The organism is Nocardia sp. NPDC004860 (genome assembly GCF_040609015.1).
In the GTDB taxonomy this organism is placed as follows: Bacteria; Actinomycetota; Actinomycetes; order Mycobacteriales; family Mycobacteriaceae; genus Nocardia.
Genome location: NZ_JBEXJI010000032.1, coordinates 1 through 22,755 on the forward strand (window position 1 = coordinate 1; position 22,755 = coordinate 22,755).

The 22,755-nt window shown below is 68.3% G+C and carries 21 protein-coding genes and 1 tRNA gene; 9 read left to right on the plus strand and 13 right to left on the minus strand.

Going from position 1 to position 22,755, the window contains the following annotated elements:
* Positions 1 to 373 precede the first annotated feature (373 nt).
* The 3 genes from ABZV44_RS37465 to ABZV44_RS37475 all read left to right on the plus strand — a co-directional run bounded on the left by ABZV44_RS37465 (position 374) and on the right by ABZV44_RS37475 (position 3,672).
* Positions 374 to 1,399, plus strand: a complete 1,026-nt coding sequence (locus ABZV44_RS37465) for an adenylate/guanylate cyclase domain-containing protein (protein ID WP_354847376.1) — start codon at positions 374 to 376, stop codon at positions 1,397 to 1,399.
* A gap of 438 nt (positions 1,400 to 1,837) precedes the next feature.
* Positions 1,838 to 2,833: an ATP-binding cassette domain-containing protein gene (locus tag ABZV44_RS37470; protein WP_354847379.1), complete on the plus strand. Its 996-nt coding sequence runs from the start codon at positions 1,838 to 1,840 to the stop codon at positions 2,831 to 2,833.
* Between the two features lie 50 nt (positions 2,834 to 2,883).
* Entirely contained in the window at positions 2,884 to 3,672 is a 789-nt protein-coding gene (locus ABZV44_RS37475) for an ABC transporter permease (protein ID WP_354847615.1), read from the plus strand.
* 25 nt (positions 3,673 to 3,697) lie between these two features.
* Here ABZV44_RS37475 and ABZV44_RS37480 read toward each other — a convergent pair whose 3' ends face one another.
* From ABZV44_RS37480 to ABZV44_RS37490, 3 genes are read right to left on the minus strand one after another with little or no spacing between them, the layout of a single operon-like run.
* The gene (locus ABZV44_RS37480) at positions 3,698 to 3,880 is read right to left on the minus strand and encodes a hypothetical protein (protein WP_354847382.1); all 183 of its coding nucleotides are present in this window, start codon (positions 3,878 to 3,880) and stop codon (positions 3,698 to 3,700) included.
* Positions 3,881 to 3,935: 55 nt separating this feature from the next.
* Positions 3,936 to 5,774: a glutamine--fructose-6-phosphate transaminase (isomerizing) gene (gene glmS, locus ABZV44_RS37485; RefSeq protein WP_354847385.1), complete on the minus strand. Its 1,839-nt coding sequence runs from the start codon at positions 5,772 to 5,774 to the stop codon at positions 3,936 to 3,938.
* A gap of 15 nt (positions 5,775 to 5,789) precedes the next feature.
* On the minus strand, positions 5,790 to 6,059 hold the full coding sequence (locus ABZV44_RS37490; protein WP_354847388.1) for a hypothetical protein: 270 nt from the start codon (positions 6,057 to 6,059) through the stop codon (positions 5,790 to 5,792).
* A gap of 133 nt (positions 6,060 to 6,192) precedes the next feature.
* On the opposite strand from ABZV44_RS37490, the gene ABZV44_RS37495 reads away from it, so the two are divergent.
* Both ABZV44_RS37495 and ABZV44_RS37500 read left to right on the plus strand, forming a co-directional pair.
* Positions 6,193 to 6,732, plus strand: a complete 540-nt coding sequence (locus ABZV44_RS37495) for a peptidylprolyl isomerase (RefSeq protein WP_354847618.1) — start codon at positions 6,193 to 6,195, stop codon at positions 6,730 to 6,732.
* A gap of 36 nt (positions 6,733 to 6,768) precedes the next feature.
* Positions 6,769 to 7,635: a rhomboid family intramembrane serine protease gene (locus tag ABZV44_RS37500; RefSeq protein ID WP_354847391.1), complete on the plus strand. Its 867-nt coding sequence runs from the start codon at positions 6,769 to 6,771 to the stop codon at positions 7,633 to 7,635.
* On the opposite strand, the gene ABZV44_RS37505 is transcribed toward ABZV44_RS37500, so the two are convergent.
* Entirely contained in the window at positions 7,632 to 8,075 is a 444-nt protein-coding gene (locus tag ABZV44_RS37505; RefSeq protein ID WP_354847394.1) for a PH domain-containing protein, read from the minus strand. The genes ABZV44_RS37500 and ABZV44_RS37505 overlap by 4 nt on opposite strands.
* Positions 8,076 to 8,161: 86 nt before the next feature.
* Entirely contained in the window at positions 8,162 to 8,428 is a 267-nt protein-coding gene (gene crgA, locus ABZV44_RS37510) for a cell division protein CrgA (RefSeq protein ID WP_040862582.1), read from the minus strand.
* A 149-nt stretch (positions 8,429 to 8,577) separates the two neighbouring features.
* Here crgA and ABZV44_RS37515 point away from each other — a divergent pair, with 149 nt between their 5' ends.
* The 3 genes from ABZV44_RS37515 to ABZV44_RS37525 are packed head-to-tail and all read left to right on the plus strand — an operon-like array spanning position 8,578 to position 10,350.
* Entirely contained in the window at positions 8,578 to 9,219 is a 642-nt protein-coding gene (locus ABZV44_RS37515; protein ID WP_354847397.1) for an aminodeoxychorismate/anthranilate synthase component II, read from the plus strand.
* A complete protein-coding gene (locus ABZV44_RS37520) occupies positions 9,216 to 9,899 on the plus strand; it encodes a dihydrofolate reductase family protein (protein ID WP_354847400.1) in 684 nt (227 codons plus the stop codon). Before ABZV44_RS37515 ends, ABZV44_RS37520 begins: the two co-directional genes overlap by 4 nt.
* Positions 9,889 to 10,350 (plus strand): dCMP deaminase, encoded by a 462-nt coding sequence (locus ABZV44_RS37525; RefSeq protein ID WP_354847403.1) that lies wholly within the window; start codon positions 9,889 to 9,891, stop codon positions 10,348 to 10,350. The genes ABZV44_RS37520 and ABZV44_RS37525 overlap by 11 nt, the downstream gene beginning before the upstream one ends.
* Positions 10,351 to 10,434: 84 nt before the next feature.
* Here ABZV44_RS37525 and pknB read toward each other — a convergent pair whose 3' ends face one another.
* From pknB to ABZV44_RS37560, 7 genes are all read right to left on the minus strand, one after another.
* Complete coding sequence (gene pknB, locus ABZV44_RS37530; protein ID WP_354847406.1) at positions 10,435 to 12,333, minus strand: Stk1 family PASTA domain-containing Ser/Thr kinase; 1,899 nt, start codon at positions 12,331 to 12,333, stop codon at positions 10,435 to 10,437.
* Positions 12,330 to 13,934, minus strand: a complete 1,605-nt coding sequence (locus ABZV44_RS37535) for a protein kinase (RefSeq protein ID WP_354847409.1) — start codon at positions 13,932 to 13,934, stop codon at positions 12,330 to 12,332. The genes pknB and ABZV44_RS37535 overlap by 4 nt, the downstream gene beginning before the upstream one ends.
* Positions 13,935 to 13,968: 34 nt before the next feature.
* On the minus strand, positions 13,969 to 15,444 hold the full coding sequence (locus ABZV44_RS37540) for a penicillin-binding protein 2 (protein ID WP_354847412.1): 1,476 nt from the start codon (positions 15,442 to 15,444) through the stop codon (positions 13,969 to 13,971).
* Entirely contained in the window at positions 15,441 to 16,907 is a 1,467-nt protein-coding gene (locus tag ABZV44_RS37545; protein WP_354847415.1) for an FtsW/RodA/SpoVE family cell cycle protein, read from the minus strand. Before ABZV44_RS37545 ends, ABZV44_RS37540 begins: the two co-directional genes overlap by 4 nt.
* Positions 16,907 to 18,412: a PP2C family serine/threonine-protein phosphatase gene (locus ABZV44_RS37550; RefSeq protein WP_354847418.1), complete on the minus strand. Its 1,506-nt coding sequence runs from the start codon at positions 18,410 to 18,412 to the stop codon at positions 16,907 to 16,909. Before ABZV44_RS37550 ends, ABZV44_RS37545 begins: the two co-directional genes overlap by 1 nt.
* On the minus strand, positions 18,409 to 18,876 hold the full coding sequence (locus tag ABZV44_RS37555; protein WP_040862589.1) for an FHA domain-containing protein: 468 nt from the start codon (positions 18,874 to 18,876) through the stop codon (positions 18,409 to 18,411). The genes ABZV44_RS37550 and ABZV44_RS37555 overlap by 4 nt, the downstream gene beginning before the upstream one ends.
* A gap of 208 nt (positions 18,877 to 19,084) precedes the next feature.
* Positions 19,085 to 20,494 carry a DUF3662 and FHA domain-containing protein gene (locus ABZV44_RS37560; RefSeq protein WP_354847421.1) on the minus strand — a complete coding sequence of 470 codons (1,410 nt, stop codon included), beginning with the start codon at positions 20,492 to 20,494 and terminating at the stop codon, positions 19,085 to 19,087.
* Positions 20,495 to 20,786: 292 nt separating this feature from the next.
* On the opposite strand from ABZV44_RS37560, the gene ABZV44_RS37565 reads away from it, so the two are divergent.
* A tRNA-Leu gene (locus tag ABZV44_RS37565) sits at positions 20,787 to 20,872 on the plus strand.
* 820 nt (positions 20,873 to 21,692) lie between these two features.
* Here the strand turns inward: ABZV44_RS37565 and ABZV44_RS37570 are convergent.
* A complete protein-coding gene (locus tag ABZV44_RS37570; protein ID WP_354847424.1) occupies positions 21,693 to 22,745 on the minus strand; it encodes a stage II sporulation protein M in 1,053 nt (350 codons plus the stop codon).
* Between the last annotated feature and the right edge of the window lie 10 nt (positions 22,746 to 22,755).

A 22,755-nucleotide genomic window follows, 5' to 3' on the forward strand; every position in this document is an offset into this window, starting at 1 on the left:
TTTCTTCTTAAACACAACGCGCCGACCCCAAAATCCCGCGCACCTCTCCCCCTCCCACACCCCCCCATAAAACCCCGGCTGGTTGTCCTTTTTACTAAACCCTTATAACAAAACCGCCACACCCTTGGCTGCTTTCGCCACGTCGGCCGCCGAAAGACACACCCGCGCAGGCGATCTGGCGGGGGCTGCCCGCGTATCGCACGCCGGTCACCGTCGGACAGGATCCGCACAGGGGTCGTCCCGCCCGCGCCGTTCGGTCCGAGCAGCCGCGGTTTCACGCGGTGGCGGGGCGGTGAAACCGCCCGGGAAGTTCGGGGCTGTGACACGAAACAAGCCGGGGTTTTCCGCTCGATTCACGCCGTAAGGTCGAAGTATGGCGCCCACTGAGATGTCCGAACTGGTGCAGTCCGTGGTGGAGCCCTATCTGCTCAGCGGGCCGCGCAAGTACAACCGGCACCAGGTGTCGGACCTGACCGGGCTGCCCAACAGCGTCACCCGGCGGCTGTGGGTGGCGCTCGGATTCCCGGCCGACCCGGACGACGAGGCCGTGGAGTACGGCGACTCCGATGTCGAGGCCGCCCGGACCTTCGCCAAACTGCACGTGCTGGCCTCCGCGGACGTGCACCGGCAGACCACCGCGGCGCGCACGCTGGGCCGGTCCATGGCCCGGCTGGCCGAGTGGCAGGTCGATCTGGTGACCGAGGAGATCCTGGATCGCCTCGCCACCATCACCCGCGAGCGGCCGGACATCGATCCGACGGAGGCCGCGCGCATCGCCACCGACGAGGTGGTCACCGAGTTCGAGACATTGCAGCGCTATGCCTTCCGCCGGCACCTGGACGCCGCGCTGGCGCGGTCGCTGGACGGGGGAGCGGTGGCCGGGGACACGCTGCGCGAATTGGCCGTCGGATTCGCCGACATGGTCGGTTACACCCGCCTGACCCGTCACCTGGAGGCCGATGAGCTGTCGGCGCTGCTGGAGGCCTTCGAGACGGCCACCAGCACTGCGATCGTGGCCAATGGGGGCTGGGTGATCAAGAACGTCGGTGACGAAGTCATGTTCGCGGCGAACACCGCCGCCCAGGGCGCGCGTATCGCGCTGGCCGTGCAGGAGGCCGCCATCGCCTCGCACGGCGTCACCCAGGAACTGCGGGTGGGGCTGGCCTACGGCGAGGTCCTGCAACGCTTCGGCGACCTCTACGGCTCCGTGGTGAATACCGCCGCCCGGCTCACCGGTGTGGCCCGGCCGGGCACGGTGCTGGTCGACGACGGCGCGGCGGCGGCGATCGAGACCGACCCGGAATTCATGCTGCGGCATCTGGCCACCGTGCGGGTGAAGGGCATCAACCGGTTGTACGGGCATGTGCTGCGCCGCAATGAGATTCGGCCGTTGGTCTGAGCGGTTCCACTGCCGGGCGGTGATTCCGCCGCCGGGCGAACCGACTGCGGGAATGGGGGCGGGCCTCGGCGAAGGGGGGGAGTTAGCCGAGGCCCGCGTAAGGTCGGCCCGGGGGGGAGGGGCCGACGGGAACGATCCTACGCGACGAATTCGGATTGTGTGGCTATCGGGGGCCCGCGTTCGAAGTTTTTTTCGCGGAAAAAGTGTCGTACCCGGGTGAGACCATGACGGCGTGACCGAATTGCGCCCTTCGCCGAAATCGATTCGAGTAGTGCACTACTCGCGATCGTGGCCGGTGTGTCGGCGGATCATCGAATCGGTCGCATCCCGTACCGGCAACCCCGAGCACCGCCGGACCCCCAACGGGATGCGGCCTCTTTGGTGTAATGGCAGTTGAGAGTCGTTGCGGCAGTCCCACCACGAGACACCAGGAGAATCATGCCCGACGCGATAGTCGCCGAGGGTCTGGTCAAGAGGTACGGCCATCTGGTCGCCCTCGACGGCCTGGACCTGTCCGTTCCCGAAGGCACCGTGACCGCCTTGCTCGGTCCCAACGGCGCTGGCAAGACCACCACCGTGCGCGTGCTCACCACCCTGCTGATCCCGGACGCGGGCCAGGCCACCGTCGCCGGGGTGGACGTGCTGAAGGATCCACAGCTGCTGCGCTCCCGTATCGGCACCTCCGGGCAATACGCGGCCGTCGACGAATACCTCACCGGCTTCGAGAATCTGGAGATGGTCGGGCGGCTGTACCACATGGGCGTGCAGCGCAGTAAGGAGCGCGCCCGCGAGCTGCTGGACCGCTTCCGGCTCGCCGACGCGGCCGACCGGCCGGTGAAGGGCTACTCCGGCGGCATGCGGCGCCGGCTCGACCTGGCCGGCGCGCTGGTGGCGAATCCGCCGGTGCTGTTCCTGGACGAACCCACCACGGGGCTGGATCCCCGTGCGCGCCTGGATCTCTGGGATGTCATCGAGGAGCTGGTGGCGGGCGGCACCACGTTGCTGCTGACCACCCAGCACCTGGAGGAGGCCGACCGGCTGGCCGATTCCATCGCCGTCATCGACCACGGCCGGGTCATCGCCAAGGGCACCTCCGACGAACTCAAGGCCATGGTGGGCGGCGACCGCATCGAGCTCGTCGTCGACCATGCCGACAATCTGGCCATCGCACAGCAGGCGCTGGAAGGCTTGGCGCACGGGGAGATTCGCCTCGAACCCGGCCTGCGACGCATCATCGTGCCGGTCGAGGACGGCTCGCAGGCCCTGGTGGACGCCATCGGGCAACTCACGAAACATGAAGTGCGCATTCATGATGTGGGTCTACGCCGCCCCTCACTCGATGACGTGTTCCTCTCGCTGACCGGGCACGAGGCCGAGGAGCTGGTCAACGGAAATCGTTCCGCCGACGAGAACCTGGGGGGTGGTGCCCGATGAGCGCCATCCTCGCCGTCGCCGAGAAGCCCTCGCTCGCACAGCGATTCGCCATGGTCGTCAGCGACAGCCTGACCATCACCAAGCGCAATGTCATCAAGATCCGGCGCGTGCCGGACGTGCTGGTGTTCTCGACCTTGGCGCCGATCATGTTCGTGCTGTTGTTCGCCTACATCTTCGGCTCGGCGATCACCGTGCAGGGCACGTCCTACCGGGAATTCCTCATCGCCGGCATCTTCGCCCAGACCGTGGTGTTCGGGGCCACCTATACCGGTCTGAGCCTGGCCGAGGATATGCAGAAGGGCATCATCGACCGCTTCCGCTCGCTGCCCATGGCGCCGTCCGCGGTGCTGATCGGCCGCACCGTGGCGGACATGGTGATGAATGTGCTCAGCCTGATCGTCATGTCGCTGACCGGCCTGGTGGTGGGATGGCGGATCCGCGGCTCCCTCCTCGACGCCGTGCTCGCGTATGTCCTGCTGCTGCTGTTCGCCTACGCGATGTCGTGGATCCTGGCCACCATCGGCCTGATCGTGCGGGCGCCGGAGGTGTACAACAATGCCAACTTCATGGTGATCTTCCCGCTCACCTTCATCGCCAACACCTTCGTGCCCACCGCCAACCTGCCCACGGTGCTTCGTGTGGTGGCGGAGTGGAATCCGGTGTCGGCGGTGACGCAGGCGACCCGCGACCTGTTCGGCAACACCAGCCCGATGGGGCTGAGCGCGGATGTCTGGCCCATGCGGCACCCGGTCGCGACCACCCTGATGTGGGTCGTGGTGATTCTCGCGATCTTCGTGCCGCTGGCGCTGAATCAGTACAAACGGTCGGTGAGCCGCTGACCTGTCGGCCGATGCCGCCGGCCTGTCAGTGGGTCGGCGTCAGGTCCGGAGTCGGCGCCGAGCCGTTGCGCGAGTAGCCCAGGCGCGGCGGCTCCGCGGCCGGCGCCTGCGGCTGCGGGCGCTTGCTCACGAAGAACGCGATGACGCCGCCCGCAATCGCGACGAGGGCGGCCACAATGACCTTGTTACGAACGCTCCCCAGCTCCATCCGACCATGCTGGCACAGCAATGGAATTCGTGCACGAACGGGGGAGCGAACGCGGTTACTCGACGGTAACGCTCTTGGCCAGATTGCGAGGCTTGTCCACGTCCCGGCCCAGCGCCATGGCCGTGTGATAGGCCAGCAGCTGCAGCGGGATGGTCAGGATGATCGCGTCCAGCTCCGGGCACACCGCCGGGACCCGGATCACCGCGTCCGCCAGGCCATCCGGCAGATCGGTATTGGTGACCGCGATGACCGGCCCGCCGCGCGCCTTGATCTGCTCGATGGTGGTGATGTTCTTGGCCAGCAGCTCGTCGCCGGGGACCAGCACGATGCTCGGCATCTCCGGGTCGATCAGCGCCAGCGGGCCGTGCTTGAGCTCGGAGCCCTGGTACGCCTCGGCGTGAATGTAGGAGATCTCCTTGAGCTTCTGCGCGCCCTCGCGCGCCACCGGCCAGGCGCGCACCCGGCCGATGAAGAACATGCTGCGCGCCTTGGCGAATCGGGACGCGATATCGGCGATCTCCTCGTCGGCGGCCAGCACCGCGTCGATCGCGTCGGGCAGCGCGCGCAGTCCGCTGACGATGCGCTCACCGCCGGCCGCGGACAGATCCCGCACCCGGCCCAGCAGCAGCGCCAGCATGGCGAACGACACCGTCATATTGGTGAGCGCCTTGGTGGAGGCCACCGACACCTCCGGGCCCGCGTGCAGGAACACGCCCGCACCGCACTCCCGGGCGATGGCGCTGCCCACCACGTTCACCGCGCCGATCACCCGGCCGCCCTTGCGCTGCAATTCCTGAACGGCCGCAAGGGTATCCAGGGTCTCGCCGGACTGGCTGATGGCCACGTACAGGGCGTCCGGGTCCACCACCGGATTGCGGTAGCGGAACTCCGAGGCGGGCTCGGCGGTGGCCGGAATCCGGGCCAGCTCCTCGACCAGCTGCGCGCCCAGCTGGCCCGCGTAGTAGGCCGAGCCGCAGCCCAGGAACACCACCTTGCTGATGCCGCGCAGCTCGCGCGCGTCCATATTGAGGCCACCCAGGTGGGCGGTGGCGAATCGTTCGTCCAGGCGGCCGCGGAGCGCCCGGCGCACCGCGTCGGGCTGTTCGGCCATTTCCTTGCGCATGAAGTCCGGGTACCCGCCCAGCGCGTAGTCCTCGGCCGCCATGTCGATGGTGGTGGGGATCTTGTCGGTGCGGCGCGCCTCGAGACCGAGTGTGCTGGTGCGGAATTCGCCCGCGCGCACGGTGGCCAGCTCGCCGTCGTCGAGGAACACCACGCGCTGCGTGTGGTGCACCAGCGCGGCCACATCGGAGGCCACGAACATCTCGCCGTCGCCGACTCCGAGCACGATGGGGGAGCCGTTGCGGGCCACCACCAGCTCGTCGGGCCGGCGGGCGTCGAGCACCAGCAGGCCGTAGGTGCCCTCGACCCGGTGCAGCGCGGTGCGGACCGCGTCCTCGAGCGTTTCGGCCCCGTCCAGGGCGGCGGCCACCAGGTGCGCGATGGCCTCGGTATCGGTGTCGGAGACGAATTCCACCCCGTCGGCGGTCAGCGCGGCGCGCAGTTCCTCGGCGTTCTCCACGATGCCGTTGTGCACGACCGCGATTCGGCCGGAGCCGTCGGTGTGCGGGTGCGCGTTCGCGTCGGAGGGCTCGCCGTGGGTGGCCCAGCGGGTGTGCGCGATGCCCACATTGCCGCGCAGCCGGGCGCCCTCGGCGTCGGCCCGGTCACGCAGGTCCTGGACCCGGCCCTGGGTCTTGGTGACCCGCAGCCGGCCGCGGTGCGGCACGGCCAGTCCCGCGGAGTCGTAGCCCCGGTACTCGAGCCGGTGCAGGCCCTCCAGCAGGACCGGGACGGCCTCACGGTGCCCGATGTAACCGACGATTCCACACATTGCGCGACGGACTCCTCACCCGTAGACGATGCGACGCAGTTGTCGTTCGGTGAAGTCGGGGGCGGCCACCGGGCGCTGCGCGAGCTCCGCCGCCAGGCGCTGCCAGATCTCGGCATTGCGGACCTGACGACCCTGCAGTTCGGCATGTCTGCGGCGCACGAACTGCTCGGCGGTCTCGTCGAAGTATCCGACGACGTCGGCGACCACGCGGGCCGCGACGGCGGGCGGCAGGCCGGTGGAGGCCGCTACATGGCGCACCAGATCGACCGGAACCCCGTCATTCACCCGACAGAACTTGCCATGCCGCGGCCCTTTCCGCCACTTTTGTGCCCGGATTCGGGCAGGGAATCACATGACTAGGTCATTTTCCGAGTGCACAGTGTGCCGATTCGGAATGGGTTCCGGGCCTGCGCCTAGGCTGGCGGGCGTGACCTCACCGAATCAGACCGCTGTGGCGACGCTGCACACCAGCCACGGTGACATCAAGATCTCGCTCTTCGGTAACCACGCCCCCGCCACGGTCCGCAACTTCCTCGGCCTGGCCGACGGTTCCGCGCGGTACACCACGAAGAACGCCTCCGGCACCGACTCCGGACCGTTCTACGACGGCGCCATCTTCCACCGCGTGATCGACGGATTCGTGATTCAGGGCGGCGACCCCACCGGCACCGGCCGCGGGGGTCCCGGCTACGAGTTCAAGGACGAATTCCACCCGGAACTGCGCTTCACCCGCGGCTATCTGCTGGCCATGGCCAATGCCGGGCCGGGCACCAACGGCTCCCAGTTCTTCATCACCCTGGGCCCGCAGCCGGGCCTGAACCGCAAGCACACCATCTTCGGTGAGGTCCTCGACCCCGCATCCCGCAAGGTGGTCGACGCCATCGCCGGCCTGCCGACCGATGACGACGACCGTCCCAGGGACGGCGACGTCGTGATCAACAGCATCACCATCTCCTGACACGGCCGAATCAGGCCAGAGCCGAAGAGAATTCACATGCAACCCCAGCCGCCCGCGCCGACCTGCTACCGCCACCCCGACCGGCCCACCGGTCTGGCCTGCACCCGGTGCGGGCGCTCGGCCTGTCCCGAATGCCTCACCCCGGCCGCGGTCGGACAGCACTGCGTGGAGTGTGTCCAGCAGGGCCGCAACGACGTCCGGCCGGTCCGCAACGCCGCCGGGACCGCGGTGTCGCGGATACCCAACCCGTACGTCACCTACTCGCTGATCGCGATCAATGTGGTCGTCTACGCGGTCACCGCGCTGCAGGCACACAGCCTGATGGACAACCAGCGGTCGCGGTTGTTCTACGACTGGGTGCTGGTGCCCGCTTTCGTCGGCGACGGCGGCTGGGCTCGGGTGCTGGGTTCGGGCTTCTTGCATTACGGGCCGATTCACCTGCTGGCCAATATGTTCGCGCTCTACGTGCTCGGCCCGTACTGCGAAGTGGCGCTGGGCCGTGGGCGATTCGTGGCCGTCTACCTGGCCTCGCTGCTCGGCGGTTCGGCGGCGGTGACCGCGCTGTCGGATCCGCTCACCGCCTCGGCGGGCGCGTCGGGCGCGATCTTCGGCATCTTCGGCGCGGTCGCCGTGATCATGCTGCGCACCCGGCAGAACCTCACCCAGATCGCGGTGCTGCTGGCGATCAACCTGATCATCACCTTCTCGGTGCCCGGCATCTCGATCTGGGCGCACCTGGGCGGACTGCTGGCGGGCACGGTCGCCACCACCGGCATCCTCTATGTGCCGCGCTGGCTGGGGATTCGGGAGACCCGCACGGCGCTGAACATCGGCTGGGCGGCGGTGGCGGTGGTGTCTCTGCTCGCGGTACTCGCGACGGTGCTGGCCGCGCCGAGCCTCTAGCGCGCCAGGTGAATACGCAGCACCTCGAGGACGTCCTCGGGGTGCGCGCCCAGATCCCAGCGGCCCAGGATCAGCAGCTTCTCCTCGCCGTGGTGATCCACATCCATCTCGAGCATGGGCATCCGCCGGCCGAGTCGCCGGTAGTACACCACGCGGACGCGCAGGATCTGCTGGGGCGTGTAGCGCTGCTGCCCGGTCAGGCCGCGCACCACGATATGCACAGGGTCACCGGGCTCGATCGCCAGGCGCGGCCGCTGCCGCAACCCCATGCCGGTGAGGAAGAGCAGTCCCACCGCGGCCGCTCCGATGAGCAGGCGGCCGGGCGCATCGTTCGTCACGAAGGCGGCCACGACCAGCGCGATGCCGCCGACGCCGCAGGCCGCGAGCGCGGCCGGGGGTGTGGACCAGGCGAGATGGGAGGAGGGATCGGGGGCTGTCACTGTCCCCACTCCCTCCTCGAGTTGTCCACAGGCTCATCCACAGGTGTGTATGAATAACAATGGTGTAAGCCACACATGTGCTGGACTCAGCGCCAGCGCATGGTCATGATCAGGCCGACGACCATCAGGCCGAACCCGATCAGGAAGTTCCACGCGCCCAGGTCGCTCATCCAGCCGATGTGCTCGTTCGCCAGGTAGTAGACGAGCAGCCAGGCCAGCCCGGCCAGCATGAAGCCCAGCATGATGGCGACATACCAGACCGGCGACGGACCTGCCGATTTCACGCGTACGGGCGTGCGGCTGGCCGGGTTGATCGTGTAGTCGGTCTTCTTCCGGACCTTTGACTTAGGCATGACGTCCTCGTATTCGGCGTTCTGTCTGCATAGACATTATCCCGGCAACCCTGTGGAAAGTGTCGTTGGGGAGTGCCCGGTCGATTGTGGCGACACGGTTCGGCGGTATTGCGTGCGACGGCGCGCACCGCGCCCACTACTCTCGAATCATGCGTGTACTGGTCGTCGACAACTACGACAGCTTCGTGTTCAACCTGGTTCAGTATCTCGGACAGCTGGGTGTGGATGCCGAGGTCTGGCGCAACGACGATGATCGGCTCGCGGATGTGGACAAGGTTGTGCAGGACTACGACGGGGTGCTGATCAGCCCCGGGCCCGGCACCCCCGATCGCGCCGGCGCCAGCATCGCCCTGGTGCACGCCGCCGCCCGGCACGCCACGCCGCTGCTCGGCGTCTGCCTGGGTCATCAGGCCATCGGAGAAGCGTTCGGCGCCACCGTGACCCGTGCCCCCGAACTGCTGCACGGCAAGACCAGCGAGGTCTTCCACATCGGCGCGGGCGTGCTGGCCGGTCTGCCGGATCCGTTCATCGCCACCCGCTACCACTCGCTGACCGTCCTCGAGGAGACCATGCCGCCGGAGCTGGAGGTGCTGGGCCGCACCGAATCCGGCATCGTCATGGCTCTGCGGCATCGCGATCTGCCCATCCACGGTGTGCAGTTCCATCCCGAATCCGTGCTCACCCAGGGCGGGCACCGCATGCTCGCCAACTGGCTGGGCGTGTGCGGCGAGCGGCCGGCGGAGGGACTGGTGCAGACCCTGGAGGCGGAGGTCGCGGCACTCGCGTCATGAGGCCGCACGTCATGCTGTCGGTGGCCGTCAGCATCGACGGCTACATCGACGACACCGGCCCCGACCGGCTGCTACTGTCCAATGCAGCCGATTTCGATCGGGTGGACGCGCTGCGCGCGGACTCGGACGCCATCCTGATCGGCGCGGAAACCCTGCGGCGCGACAATCCCCGGCTGCTGGTCAACAGTGCGGATCGGCGCCTGCATCGGGTCGCCGCGGGCAAGCCGGAGTATCCGGTACGCGTGATCGTCACCGCCGGTGGCGATCTCGACCCGGAACTGCGGTTCTGGCACTGCGGCGGCGAAAGACTGGTCTACACCACCGATTCCGGCGCCACCCGCATCGGTGACCGTTTGGCCGGGCTGGCCGAGGTCGTCTCCCTCGGCGCGTTGATCGAATTCGATGCCCTGCTCGATGACCTGGGCAAACGCGGCCTGGAGCGGCTCATGGTCGAGGGCGGCGGTGCCATTCACACCGGCTTCCTGTCCGCCGGTCTGGCCGACGAGATCTGGATGGCCGTGGCGCCGGTCGTGGTCGGGGATCCGGCCGCCCCGCGCTTTCTCGGGCCCGCCGCCTTCCCGGGCGGCCCCAATCACCGCATGCAGCTGGCCGATGTGGGCCGGATCGGCGATATCGCGCTGCTGCGCTATCTGCCGAAGGAGGATTCCGATGTCGGATGAGGCACGGCTGGATCGCGGGTGGATGCGGCACGCCATCGGCCTGGCGCGGTTGTGCCCGCACAGCGACACCGCCTTCGCGGTGGGCGCGGTGATCGTGGGTGTGGACGGGGTGGAGATCGCGCACGGCTGGTCGCGGGAGACCGACGACAAGGTGCACGCCGAGGAGTCGGCGCTGAACAAGCTGGAGCCGGACGATCCGCGGCTGCCGTCGTCCACGCTGTACAGCACGCTGGAACCGTGCTCGCAGCGGGCGAGTCAGGATCGGCTGCCCTGCACGGACCGCATTCTCCGGGCCGGCATCCGGCGCGTGGTCATCGCCTGGCGGGAGCCCGGCACCTTCGTGGACCACTGCGTCGGGGTGGAGAAGCTGCGCGAGCACGGCGTCGAGGTGATCGAGCTGCCGGATCTGGCCGAAGAGGCCATGTCGATGAACCGTCATCTGCGACTGTAGGTTTCGCGCGCCGAAGGTTTCACATGAAACACAGGGGGCTCGCGGACAGTCCGCGAACCCCCTGTTCTCACAGTGGAATCGGCATCACGGCGGGCCGAGCGAGAGCACGCCGGTCGTGATGGTCACCGTCTGGCTCTTGCCCAGCGGCGAGCCCGCGGTCGGCTGCTGGGCCAGGATGCGCCCCACCTCACCCGCGTTCAGGGTGCTCATGTTGTTCTGGCTGACCTGCCCGTTCCAGCCCTTCTGCCGCAGCATGTCCACGGCCTGGGCCGGGGTCATGCCACGCAGGTCGGGCATGGTCAGCTGGTCGCCGCTGGAGACCTGCACGGTGATGCTGGAACCCTTGTCGGCCTGGGTGCCCGCGGGCGGATTGGTGGCGATCACCGTGCCCTTGGGCTGGTTGTTCGGCACCTCCTGCACGGTCACCTTGAAACCGGCGGTGTCCGACAGCGTCGACTGCGCGACGTCGATGGACTGGCCGACCACGTCGGGCACCCGCACCTTGTCCGGGCCGGAGCCCAGCGTGATGGTGACCTGCCCGTCGGAATCGATCTTCTGCCCCGCGTCGGGGGTCTGCCCGACGATCTTGTCCTTGTCCTCGGTGCTGGACGCTTCCCGCTTCACATCCGGATTCAGCCGCAGCCCCTGGGAATTCAGCTGCTGTTCGGCCTGCTGCTGGGTGAGCCCGGCCAGTTTCGGCACCGGCACCTGCTGCGGGCCGGCCGACACCTGCAGGGTGACGGTGCTGCCCTTGTCGACCCGCGAACCGCCCAGCGGCTGGGTGGCGATCACATTGCCCTGTGCCACCTTGGGATCGTTCTTCTGCTGGATGGCGACCGTGAAACCGGCTCGCTCCAGATCCCGTTGCGCCAGTTGGTAGTTCTGATTGGCCACATCCGGCACCGCGACCTGGTCCGGATGCGAGCCGGGTCCGATCAGCATCCACAGCAGACCGCCGACCGCGGCGATCGCCGCCACCGCGAGCACCGCGATCAGCGCCGTGCGCCGGCGCGGGCTCGCCTCGACGATCTCCTGCTCGGTGGTGTCGTCGCGGCGTTCGACGGTGCGGTAGCTGCGCGGCGGCGGCAGTTCGTCGTCGAAGCTGCGGTCCTCGTCGGTCATCACCATGGGCGCGGTGGGTTTCTGCCCGCCCAGCACCCGGATCAGGTCGGCGCGCATCTCGGCGGCGGTCTGGTACCGGTTGGCCGGGTTCTTGCTCATGGCCTTGAGCACGACCGAGTCGAGTTCGCGCGGCACGCCCGGATGCACCTGCGACGGCAGCCGCGGATCCTCCCGGACGTGCTGGTAGGCCACCGCGACCGGCGAGTCGCCGGTGAAAGGCGGTTCGCCGGTGAGGATCTCGTAGAGCACACAGCCCACCGAGTACACGTCCGAGCGGGCGTCCACCTGTTCGCCGCGGGCCTGCTCGGGCGAGAGGTACTGGGCGGTGCCGATGACGGCGGCCGTCTGGGTCATGGGGTTGGAGCTGTCGGCGAGGGCCCGGGCGATGCCGAAGTCCATCACCTTCACCGCGCCGGCACGGTTGATCATGATGTTGGCGGGCTTCATGTCCCGGTGCACGATGCCGTTGCGGTGCGAGAAGTCCAGCGCCGCACACACATCCGCGATGACCTCCATGGCGCGCCGGGGCGGCAGCGGGCCCTTGCCGCGCACCAGGTCGCGCAGCGTGTCGCCGTCGACGTACTCCATGACGATGTAGGGCAGCGGGCCGCCGTCCACCTCGGCCTCGCCGGTGTCGTACACCGCCACGATGGCCGGATGGTTGAGCGCGGCCGCGTTCTGCGCCTCCCGCTTGAAGCGCAGGTAGAACGTGGGGTCGCGAGCGAGGTCGGCGCGCAGCACCTTGATGGCCACATCCCGGCCCAGCCGCAGATCCCGGGCCTTGTGGACCTCGGACATGCCACCGAACCCGATGATCTCGCCCAGCTCGTAGCGGGAGGAGAGGTTCTTCGGGGTCGTCATGGCAATCCTTGCTGCGGGACTGTGGATGAATAGGGGTCGGACTCGTAGACAGGACCGCGGTTACTGCCGGGACTTACTACGCCGGGAGTCACCCCGCCGGGATTCCCGCCGCCGGGACTCACTCCGCCCGGATTCGCTGGCAATGATGGTATGTCGTTGTTCGGCCAGGGCCAGCGGCCGGTGGTGGTCGGCCGTGCCGAGGTGGTGGTCTTCGGCACCGTGGTGGTCGGCGGCGCGGTCGTGGTGGGCGGTGGCGTGGTCGTCGGCTCGGGTGTGGTGGTCGGCGGCGGCTCGTAGGTGGTCACCGCGGGCGGCGGCACCGGCCGTTCCCGGGTGGTCGTGGTCGGCGGTGGCGTGGTGGTGGTCGGCGTGATCACCGGGGGTGCCACCACCGCGCTGGTGCGGGCGGGCGGCGTGGAGTCGTGCGAGGAGCTGCTCATCAGCACGATGGCGGCGGCCGCGCCCAGAATGAGCGCGCCCACGCCGAGCCCGGCGATGGCCTTCTGGCCGGCGGTGAATCGCCCGGTTCCGAGGTCTTCGGCGCCGGTGAAGGTCATCGGGCCCGCCGGGGTGCGCGGTCCGGGCATCACGGTGGTCGCGGAGGCGGGCGGCTCGGCGATGCCGCGCATGGGCTGCGGCGGCGGCGCGTACCGGGTGGTGGCCTGGTCGGCCCGGGCGCCCGGAATGATCATGGTCGGTCCGGGCGGCAGCACCCGGGTGGCGCCGGTCATCGGCGGCACGGCAGGTATGCCGCCGGGCGGCGTGGGCCGGCGACCCGAGCGCACCGCGGCCACCGCGTCGGCGAACTCGCCGCCATTGGTGTAGCGCTGGCCCGGATCCTTGGCCATGGTGATCTCGATGAGCTCCCGCACATTCGGCGGCAGATCGGCGGGCAGCGGCGGGGGGGCCTCCCGCACATGCTTCATGGCCACGGTCAGCGCGCCGTCGCCGGTGAACGGCCGGGCGCCCGAGAGCGCCTCGTAACCGACCACGCCCAGGGAGTACACGTCGGAGGCGGCGGTGGCGTCCTCGCCGGTGGCCTGCTCCGGCGCGATGTACTGAGCGGTGCCCATCACCATGCCGGTCTTGGTGACCGGGGAGGCGTCCACCGCCTTGGCGATGCCGAAGTCGGTGATCTTCACCTGACCGGTCGGGGTCACGAGGATATTGCCCGGCTTCACATCCCGGTGCACCACGCCCGCCAGGTGCGCGACCTGGAGCGCGCGCCCGGTCTGCTCGAGCATGTCCAGACCCTGCGCCACCGAGAGCCGGTTCAACCGCGACAGCACCGCGTTGAGCGGTTCACCCTGCACGTACTCCATGACCAGGTAGGCGATCTCACCGCCCGACCCGTCCTGCGTCTCGCCGTAGTCGTAGATGCTCGCGATGCCCGGGTGGTTCAGCTGCGCGGTGGTCCGCGCCTCGGTACGGAAGCGCTGCCGGAAGGTCGGATCGGCGGAGAACTCCGCCTTGAGCACCTTCACGGCGACCCGGCGGTCCAGCCGGGTGTCCAGCGCTTCCCAGACCTGACCCATGCCGCCGGTCGCGATCAGCCGCTGCAGCCGGTACCGGTCCGCGATCATCGCACCGTTGTTCAGCATTCGTGACCCTGTCTACCTTGCACTTTCATGTCGTTCAGCCCCCCAGTCCGGCATCCAGCACCGCTCGCGCGATCGGTGCGGCCACGGAGCCGCCGGTGGCCGCCAGTGCCCGGTCGCCGCCGTTCTCGACGATCACCGCGATCGCGATCTTCGGGTTCTGCGCCGGCGCGAAGGCGATATACCAGGCGTGCGGCGGCGTGTTGCGCGGATCGTTGCCGTGCTCGGCCGTGCCGGTCTTCGACGCGATCTGATACGAGCGCGGCTGCGTCCCTCCCTGCGTGTTCTTCTCCGACTCCAGCATCAGATTGGTGATCTGGGTGGCCACCTGCGGTGTCACCGCCTGGCCCACCGAGGTCGGCTTGGTGGTCTCCAGCGTGCTCAGATCGGGCGCCTGCAGCTGGTCCACCAGATACGGCTTCATCCGCACGCCGCCATTGGCGATGGTGGCCGCGATGACCGCATTGTCCAGCGGGGTGAGCGCGACGTCGCGCTGGCCGATGCTGGACTGGGCCATGGCCGCATTGTCGGGAATCGTTCCGACCGTGCTGTCCGCCCAGGGGATCGGAATATTGGGGTGCTGGGTTCCGATTCCGAACGCGCTGGCCTCGTCCTTGAGTTTCGCGGCTCCGACCTTCATACCGAGCTCGGCGAAGGCGGTGTTACAGGAGTACTTGAAAGCGTCGGTGAGAGAAGCGGTTTGGGCGTCGCCGGGACCGCAGTGGCTGCCGTTGTAGTTCTCCAGCGTGGTGGTGGTGTCGGGCAGCGTGATCCGCGGCGCCGCGGTGAACTGATCCTCGGGCTTGGCGATGCCGTTGGACAGCGCGGCCGCGGTCACGATCACCTTGAAGGTGGAGCCCGGCGGATAGGTCTGCGAGACAGCGCGATTCAGCATCGGCTGGCGCGGATCCTGCTGCAGCTGCTCCCAGGTCTTCTGGGTGGCGGCGCCGTCGTGCCCGGCCAGCAGGTTCGGGTCGTAGGACGGCGTGGAGACCATGGTCAGGATGCGGCCGGTGCTGGGCTCGACGGCCACCACCGAACCGGTCAGGTTCTTGGCGGTGAGCTGGTCGTAGGCCACCTTCTGCATGACCGGGTTGAGCGTGGTCACCACATTGCCGCCGCGCGGATCCCGGCCGGAGATCATGTCGATGAGCCGGCGCCCGAACAGGCTGTTGTCGGAGCCGTTGAGCACCGAGTCCTCGGCGTGCTCGAGTTGGTTGCTGCCGTACTGCATCGAGTAGTAGCCGGTGGCGGGCGCGTAGGCCAGCGGATCGGTCGGGTAGGTGCGCAGGTACTTGTAGCGGTCGTCGGTGGCGACCGACGAGGCCAGCACCGTGCCCGCCGCGGAGATCTGGCCGCGCTGACGCGCGTACTCGTCCAGCAGAACTCGCACATTGCGCGGATCGTTGCGCAGGCTGTCGGCCTTGAACACCTGCACATAGGTCGCATTGGCGAGCAGCGCGACGATCATCACCATGACCGCCAGCGCCACCCGGCGCAGAGGCGTGTTCACGCGCCACCCCCCTCGACCTTGCGCAACAGTTGAGTCGACGCGTCCGCGATCGGCTCCGCCCGCTTCCGGGCGGGGGCCGGCCGGCGGGCGGCATCGGACACCTTGATCAGCAGGCCCAGCAGCACATAGTTGGCCAGCAGGGACGAACCGCCGTAGGACATGTACGGCGTGGTGAGACCGGTCAGCGGAATCAGCTTGGTGACCCCGCCGACCACCACGAACACCTGGATGGCGATCGTGAAGGACAGGCCCGCGGCCAGCAGCTTGCCGAAGCTGTCGCGAATGGCCAGCGCGGTGCGGATCCCGCGAACGGTGAACACGCAGAACAGCATCAGGATGGCGGTCAGCCCGATCAGGCCGAGCTCCTCGCCGATGGCGGAGATGATGAAGTCGGTCTTGGCGAACGGCACCTGCGAGGGCCGCCCGCTGCCCAGCCCGGTCCCGGCCAGGCCGCCGGTGGCCAGGCCGAACAGCGACTGCGAGATCTGGTAGCCGGTATTGGAGTAGTCGGCGAACGGATGCAGCCAGGTCGAGAACCGCACCCGCACATGCCCGAAGGCGAAGTAGGCGAACACGACCCCGATGGTGAGCAGCACCAGCCCGACCGCCACCCAGCCCACCCGCTCGGTCGCGATGTAGAGCATGGTCAGCACGGTGGCGAAGATGAGCAGCGAGGTGCCCAGATCCTTCTCCACCACCAGCACACCCACCGACAGCACCCAGACCAGCAGGATCGGGCCCATGTCGCGCATGCGCGGCAGCTCCATGCCGAACACGTGCTTGCCCGCGCCGGTGAACAGGTCACGCTTGGACACCAGCACACCGGCGAAGAACACGATGAGGGCGATCTTGGCGAACTCACCGGGCTGAACACTGAAGCCCGGCAGGCGAATCCAGATCTTCGCACCGTTCACCTGCGAGTACCGGTCCGGCAGCACCGCGGGCAGGGCGAGGGCGATGACCCCGATCAGGCCGAGGGTGTAGGCGTAGCGGGCCAGGCTGCGGTAGTCACGCAGCGCGATCAACAACCCCGTGAAAACCACCATCCCCAGCCCCGTCCACAGCACCTGCTGGTTGGCGTCGGGGGAGGGGATGGGCAGGGAGGCGAATGCGGCGTCCTGTGCCTGCGCCAGGTCGATGCGGTGGATCACCACCAGGCCCAACCCGTTCAGCAGGGCCACGATCGGTAGTAGGACCGGATCCGCGAAGGCCGCGAACCGCCGCACCGCCAGATGCGCGACGCCGAACAATGCCATGTACGCGGCACCGAGTTTGGCGATCTCCCAGGTGATCGCCTGCTCCTGACTGGCCTCCACCAGCACCAGCGACACCGTCGTGATGACGGCCGCCAGCCCCAGGAGCAGCAGCTCGACATTGCGCCGGGTGGCGGGCGGCGGCGCAGGAGCGAATCCGCCCGGTGGACTGGGAAAAGCCCCAGTGGACGGCGGTGCCGGTGCGGACATCAGTCCGCCGTCCTGCAGTTCTGCCCCGGAGTCTGCGGTGCCGTGGTGGTGGTGACAGGAGTGGTCGGCTGGTCGGTCTTGCGGGGTTCCAGCGGGTGGTTCTCGCCGGTGCGCTCACCGCCGGTGAGGTTGCCGGGCGCCGGAGCGGCCGGGGTGGTGGTGACGGGTGTGCCCGGCTGGTTGGGGTCGGCGGGCGGCGGAACCGGCGTGGTCGACGGAGTGACCGGCGCCTGCTGCTGCTTTTCGCACGGGGGCAGCAGTTCGCCCTGCACCAGGTTCCGGATCTGCTTGACGGCGTCGTCGCGGGAACCGGGCGGCAGGCCCTTGTCGACCGAATCGCGGCCGCTGGGGCGGAGATCGTTGCGGGTCAGCTGGGCACAGCCGGAGGGAAACTTGTCGCCGGGCGCGGTGAGCGTCAATTCGCCGCCGCGCGTGACGCAGCCGACCTGGTCGACATCGCGGATCGAGTAGCCCAGCACCGAACCGGGCAGGCCGCGCAGCACGACCACCTTCTCGCCGTCCACGCCGACGTAGTAGTTGCTGCGAATCATGTTGTAGCCCACGGTGAGTCCCGCGCCCACCGCCACCAGCAGGGCCAGCGACAGCGCCAGCCAGCGCAGCTTGTGGCTCTTCTTGGGTGGTTCGGGTTCGGGCTGCGGCACCGCGCGGCGCGGCGTGGCGCGCGGCGGGCGCATGGCGGCGGCGCGGCCGGCGGCGGTGTTCGGCGGGGGAGTGTCCTCGTCCTCGCCGGAGGCCGCGCCCGCCACGATCGGGTGGCTCTGGCCGTAGTCCAGGTCGATGACGTCGGCGACCACCACGGTCACGTTGTCGGGACCGCCACTGCGCAACGCCAATTCGATGAGCCGGTCCGCCGACTCGTCGGTGGTGCCCTCGCGCAGCGTGTTGGCGATGGTCTCGTCGCTCACCACGTCCGAGAGGCCGTCCGAGCAGAGCAGATAGCGGTCCCCGGCGCGCGCCTCCCGCACCACCAGGGTGGGGTCGATCTCGTTGCCGGTGAGCGCCCGCATGATCAGTGAGCGCTGGGGATGAGTGTGGGCCTGCTCCGGGGTGATCCGTCCCTCGTCCACCAGCGACTGCACGAAGGTGTCGTCGCGGGTGATCTGGGCCAGCTCACCGCCCCTGAGCATGTAGGCGCGGGAGTCGCCGATGTGGGCGAGGCCGAGTTTGCGCCCGGCGAACAGGATGGCGGTGAGCGTGGTGCCCATGCCGTCGAGTTCCGGCTCCTCCTCGACCTGGTCGGCGATGGCCGCATTGCCCTCGTGCACAGCACGATTCAGCTTGCCGAGCAGATCGTCGCCGGGCTCGTCGTCGTCCAGGTGCGCCAGGGCGGCGATCATCAGCTGCGAGGCGACCTCACCGGCGGCGTGGCCGCCCATGCCGTCCGCCAGCGCGAGCAGTCGCGCACCTGCGTAGACGGAATCCTCGTTGTTGGCTCTGACGAGACCACGGTCGCTGCGCGCTGCGTAGCGGAGAACAAGTGTCACGATCGCAGCTCGATCACTGTCTTGCCGACACGGACAGGGGTGCCGAGTGGAACTCGGACCGGAGTGGTGACCTTCGACCGGTCGAGGTAGGTCCCGTTGGTGGAACCGAGATCCTCGACGTACCAGTCCTCACCGCGCGGAGACAGTCGCGCGTGGCGGGTGGAGGCGTAGTCGTCGGTGAGAACCAGTGTGGAGTCGTCGGCCCGCCCGATCAGCACCGGCTGAGTGCCGAGCGAGATGCGGGTGCCGGCGAGAGAACCCTGAGTCACCACGAGATATTTGGCGCCCTTCTGGCCCCGGCGAAATGATGGGAGCACCGCGGAACCGCCTGCGGCCCGAGGCGCGACCCGGAGGCCGGAAGCCGCGTAGATATCGCTGCGCAAGGTCCGGAGCACCGCCCACACGAACAGCCACAACAACAGCAGGAACCCCGCACGGGTCAATTGCAGGATCAATCCCTGCACGGTGCTCCACCTCCTGTTCGACCGTGTCGTAAGTACGGGGCAGTTACGGAGGTGTGGCTCCGTGACCCCCAACCGGTGTGTTGCTGGTCAGCGCGGCCAGAGTCCGCCGCGAGCATTGGCAGCATCATAGGGCCGTCGACCGGTTGCGATCACGATACGACCGAGGAATTCCCCGCCATATCGTGACCTGCACCGCGAGCTTACGGGATCAGACGATCCGGATCAGGATCTCGGAATGTCCGGCGCGGATGACATCCCCGTCGGCGAGCTGCCAATCCTGGACGGGAGACCCGTTGACCAGCGTGCCATTGGTCGAACCGAGGTCCGAGAGCATCGCGGTCTGGCCGTCCCAGCGAACCTCGATGTGGCGCCGGGAAACTCCCGTATCCGGCAACCGGAAGTGCGCGTCCTGCCCGCGGCCGATGATGTTGCTGCCCTCGCGCAACTGGTAGGTGCGGCCGGAGCCGTCGTCCAGCTGCAGCGTGGCCGAGTAGCCCGAGCCGCCACGCGCCGGCGCCGCGCCGTAGCCGGCCTGCTGCTGGCCGTAGCCCGGCTGCTGGCCGTACCCCTGCTCGTCGCCGTAGCCGGCCTGCTCCTGGTACTGGTCGTAGCCTTGCTGGCCGTAGCCTTGCTGCTGCCCGTACCCCTGGTCGGCGTAGCCCTGCTGACCGTAGCCGCCCTGGTCGTAGCCCTGCTGGCCGTAGCCTTGCTGCTGGCCGTAGCCCTGCTCGGCGTAGCCGCCCTGCTGGCCGTAACCGCCGCCCTGCTCGCTGTAGGCCTGGTCGTAGCCGTGCTGCTGCTGGCCGTAGCCCTGGTCGGCGTAGCCCTGCTGGCCGTAGGCCTGCTCGGACTGGCCGTAGCCCTGCTGCTGGCCGTAGCCCTGCTCGGCGTAGCCGCCCTGCTGGCCGTAACCGCCGCCCTGCTGCTGGTTGTAGTCGTAGCCGTTCTGGTAGTCGCCGTAGGCCTGCTCGGACTGGCCGTAGCCGCCCTGCTCATAGCCCTGCTGACCACCGCGGCCGTATTCGCCGTAACCCTGCTGACCTTGACGGCCCGCAGGCGGGGGCGCGTACCCGCGGTTCCGCGGATCGGACTCCGCGGGCTCACGGCTTGGGTCGTAGCCTGAGTTCTGCGTCATGGGGCCAGCTCCTGGTTGCGGGTTGGGTCGTTGTGGGCGTCCAGGTCCCGGTGACGGGCCTGCCCGCCCACCCGCGTCCGGATCGACCCGGCCGCGTGTCCTGAACTGTCCGGTGTGCAGCGTAGGGGATGCCTCGAACTCCACGTGTACTTCACCGTAGGTCTGCCACCCTTGCTCGCGGATGTAGTCCTGCAGATGCTTGGCGAAAGCACGCTTGGTGAGCTCGTAATCCTGCGTGGCGAGATCGCGATCCGGCTGTCCCTCGCCCTGGACGAGCTGCCGTAGATCCGACTCGTTGACGGTGATGGCATAGCTGTTCGGAGCCAGCAGATGTCCACCACCGAGATCCTGGATGTGGTCGGCGGCCTCGCGCTGCAGTGCGGCCTCGACCTCCTGGGGCACGACGCTCCCGCCGAAGGCGCGGGCGAAGACATCGCCGACAGCCCCCTGGAGACGGCGCTCGAATCGGGAAACAATTCCCATGCCCCCTCCCTTCTCGGGTCCTGCCGCTCCGGTGCGGGAGCGTGCGTCGTGTCATCTGTCCGATCGGCCGTGACGTGCGCGATGTGTCCTTGAATAGCAACACGCGGACATGGCGTGTCGCCGCAAGGACACGGTGATTGCATGATATCCACGATCGTCCACACCTGTAACTCTTGGCGGCGAGCCGAGGTTCCCGGGTCGAACGTGGATCGTGATCACCCCTCCGCACCCCCGATAACCAGGCGATTTCGTTTTGGTGCAGACCCCGTGATACGTTTCTTCCCGTCGCTCAGGGCGAGTGGCGGAATGGCAGACGCGCTGGCTTCAGGTGCCAGTGTCCGTAAGGACGTGGGGGTTCAAGTCCCCCCTCGCCCACCACGAGGAAGGCCCTCGATCCGAATCGGATCGGGGGCCTTCTTCCATGTCCGGGGTTCTTCTATGTCCGGGTTCGGCGTACTGCTGCCCGGGTGCGGTGTCCGGGCCGGAATGTGATGTCGGATCGGCATGAGCGTGGCGCCCGGCGCCGGCTCGCGCGGGCGGGGTCGCGGCGCGAATCCGCATGGTGTGGGTTCCGCTCAGCGAGACTCGAAAAGCCGCTGGTCACAACGGATGTGACGAAGATCGCACACCCTGTTCGGGGTTACCCGCCGGAGGCGTTGCCAGAGGGCGTTCCGGGGCCTTCGCGGGGGCGAAAATCGTTTGCCAGAAGATGTCAACTTGGGTATGCGCCCGATTACAGTCCAGTTATGCCTGATGATCATTTAGCGAAAGCCATTCGAAACAAACTTGAGGTTTGTTTGATCCTGGGCGATCGGTGGGCAATCGGCCTGAGCTGGGTTGAAACGCCAGCTTAACGCGGGTTGAACCGATGGTGAGCGGAAAATTTGCGAGTTTTTGGCAAACCAACTGACGGGGTGCGAAAGGCATGGCGCGCCAGGGTTCGAAAGGGGTCTCGAAACGCGACCGCGGGGATAGTTTCGGACCCCTCCGCAGACCGCCCGCAAAGCGTATGCCGGGAATTAGCGATCTTGTCGGGTTCCCTACTGGGAAAGGGTGTTTCGCCTGGTCGCCTTATACGTCCGGTGGGCAAGTCGGAGGTTGCGTAGCCATAACGATTGTGTAGAGTCGTCGGCAACGCTGGCCGCAGCTGAGCCGGACTCGCTGCGGCCAGTGGAAATCAATCCGAACGGTACCGCGACTACGAAGTCGCCACTCCTGCAACCGGTTCCGGACCCTTCTCGATCGAATAGCCCGTGATGTGCTCCGGGTGATTGCTCGCTGCCCGCCCCGACCGCGGGCGCTCCCGCTCCCGCACCACACCGCGGCCACGCCCGAATACATAAGCCAGGAAACCGAGTTCGGCCAAAGCGCCGATGCCGACCCGGGCCGCCGTGGGCAGTCCGCTGGGTGTGACGAAGCCCTCGAGGAAACCCGACACCAGCAGCACGCCCACCAGCCCGAGCGCGATCACCGCGGTCGCCCGGCCCTGCCGCGCCAGCGCCTGCGGGCGGCTCTCCCGGCCCGGATCGATCAGCGTCCAGCCCAGCTGCAGACCCGCCCCGCCGGCCACGAAAATGGCTGTGAGCTCCAGCATTCCGTGCGGCAGGATCCAGCCGAAGAACGGGCCCAGCCGCCCCGCCCCCGCCATCAGCCCGGCACTGATGCCGAGGTTCAAGGCGTTCATGGACAACAGGTAGACGGCGGGCAGGATGAGCACCCCGAGAAAGAGCGCCATGGCCGACACCCACGCGTTGTTGGTCCACACCTTGGCGGCGAAGGCGTCGTGCGAGTGCTCGTAGTAGTAGGTCTCGAATTCGCCACCGGGGCGCGTCAAGGCATCTGTATCCGTGTCCAGGCCGAGATGCCGGCGCGCGGCCTCCGACCTGGCCACCCACGCGGCCAGCCCGGCCGACCCGAGCAGGAACACCGTCGCGACCGACAGCCACCAGGGCCAAGCCCGGTACACGGCGGCCGGGAACCGGTGCGTGAAGAAGTGGGCGATCTCCCGCGGCGTGTCGAAGCGGGCGCTCAGTATCCGGCCCCGCGCCCGGGTCAGCACCGCCGACAGCCCGGCAATGAGGTCCGGATCCGCCTCGCGGGTCTGCAGGCGGGCCAGTTGCTGCGACGCCAGGCGATACAGCCGCACCAGCTCGTCGGCCTCCGCGCCGGTGAGCCGCCTGCTCCGGGAGGCCAGTTGATCCAGCCGATCCCAGGAGGGCCTGTGCACAAAGGTGTAGGCGTCCAGATCCATGAGTACCCCT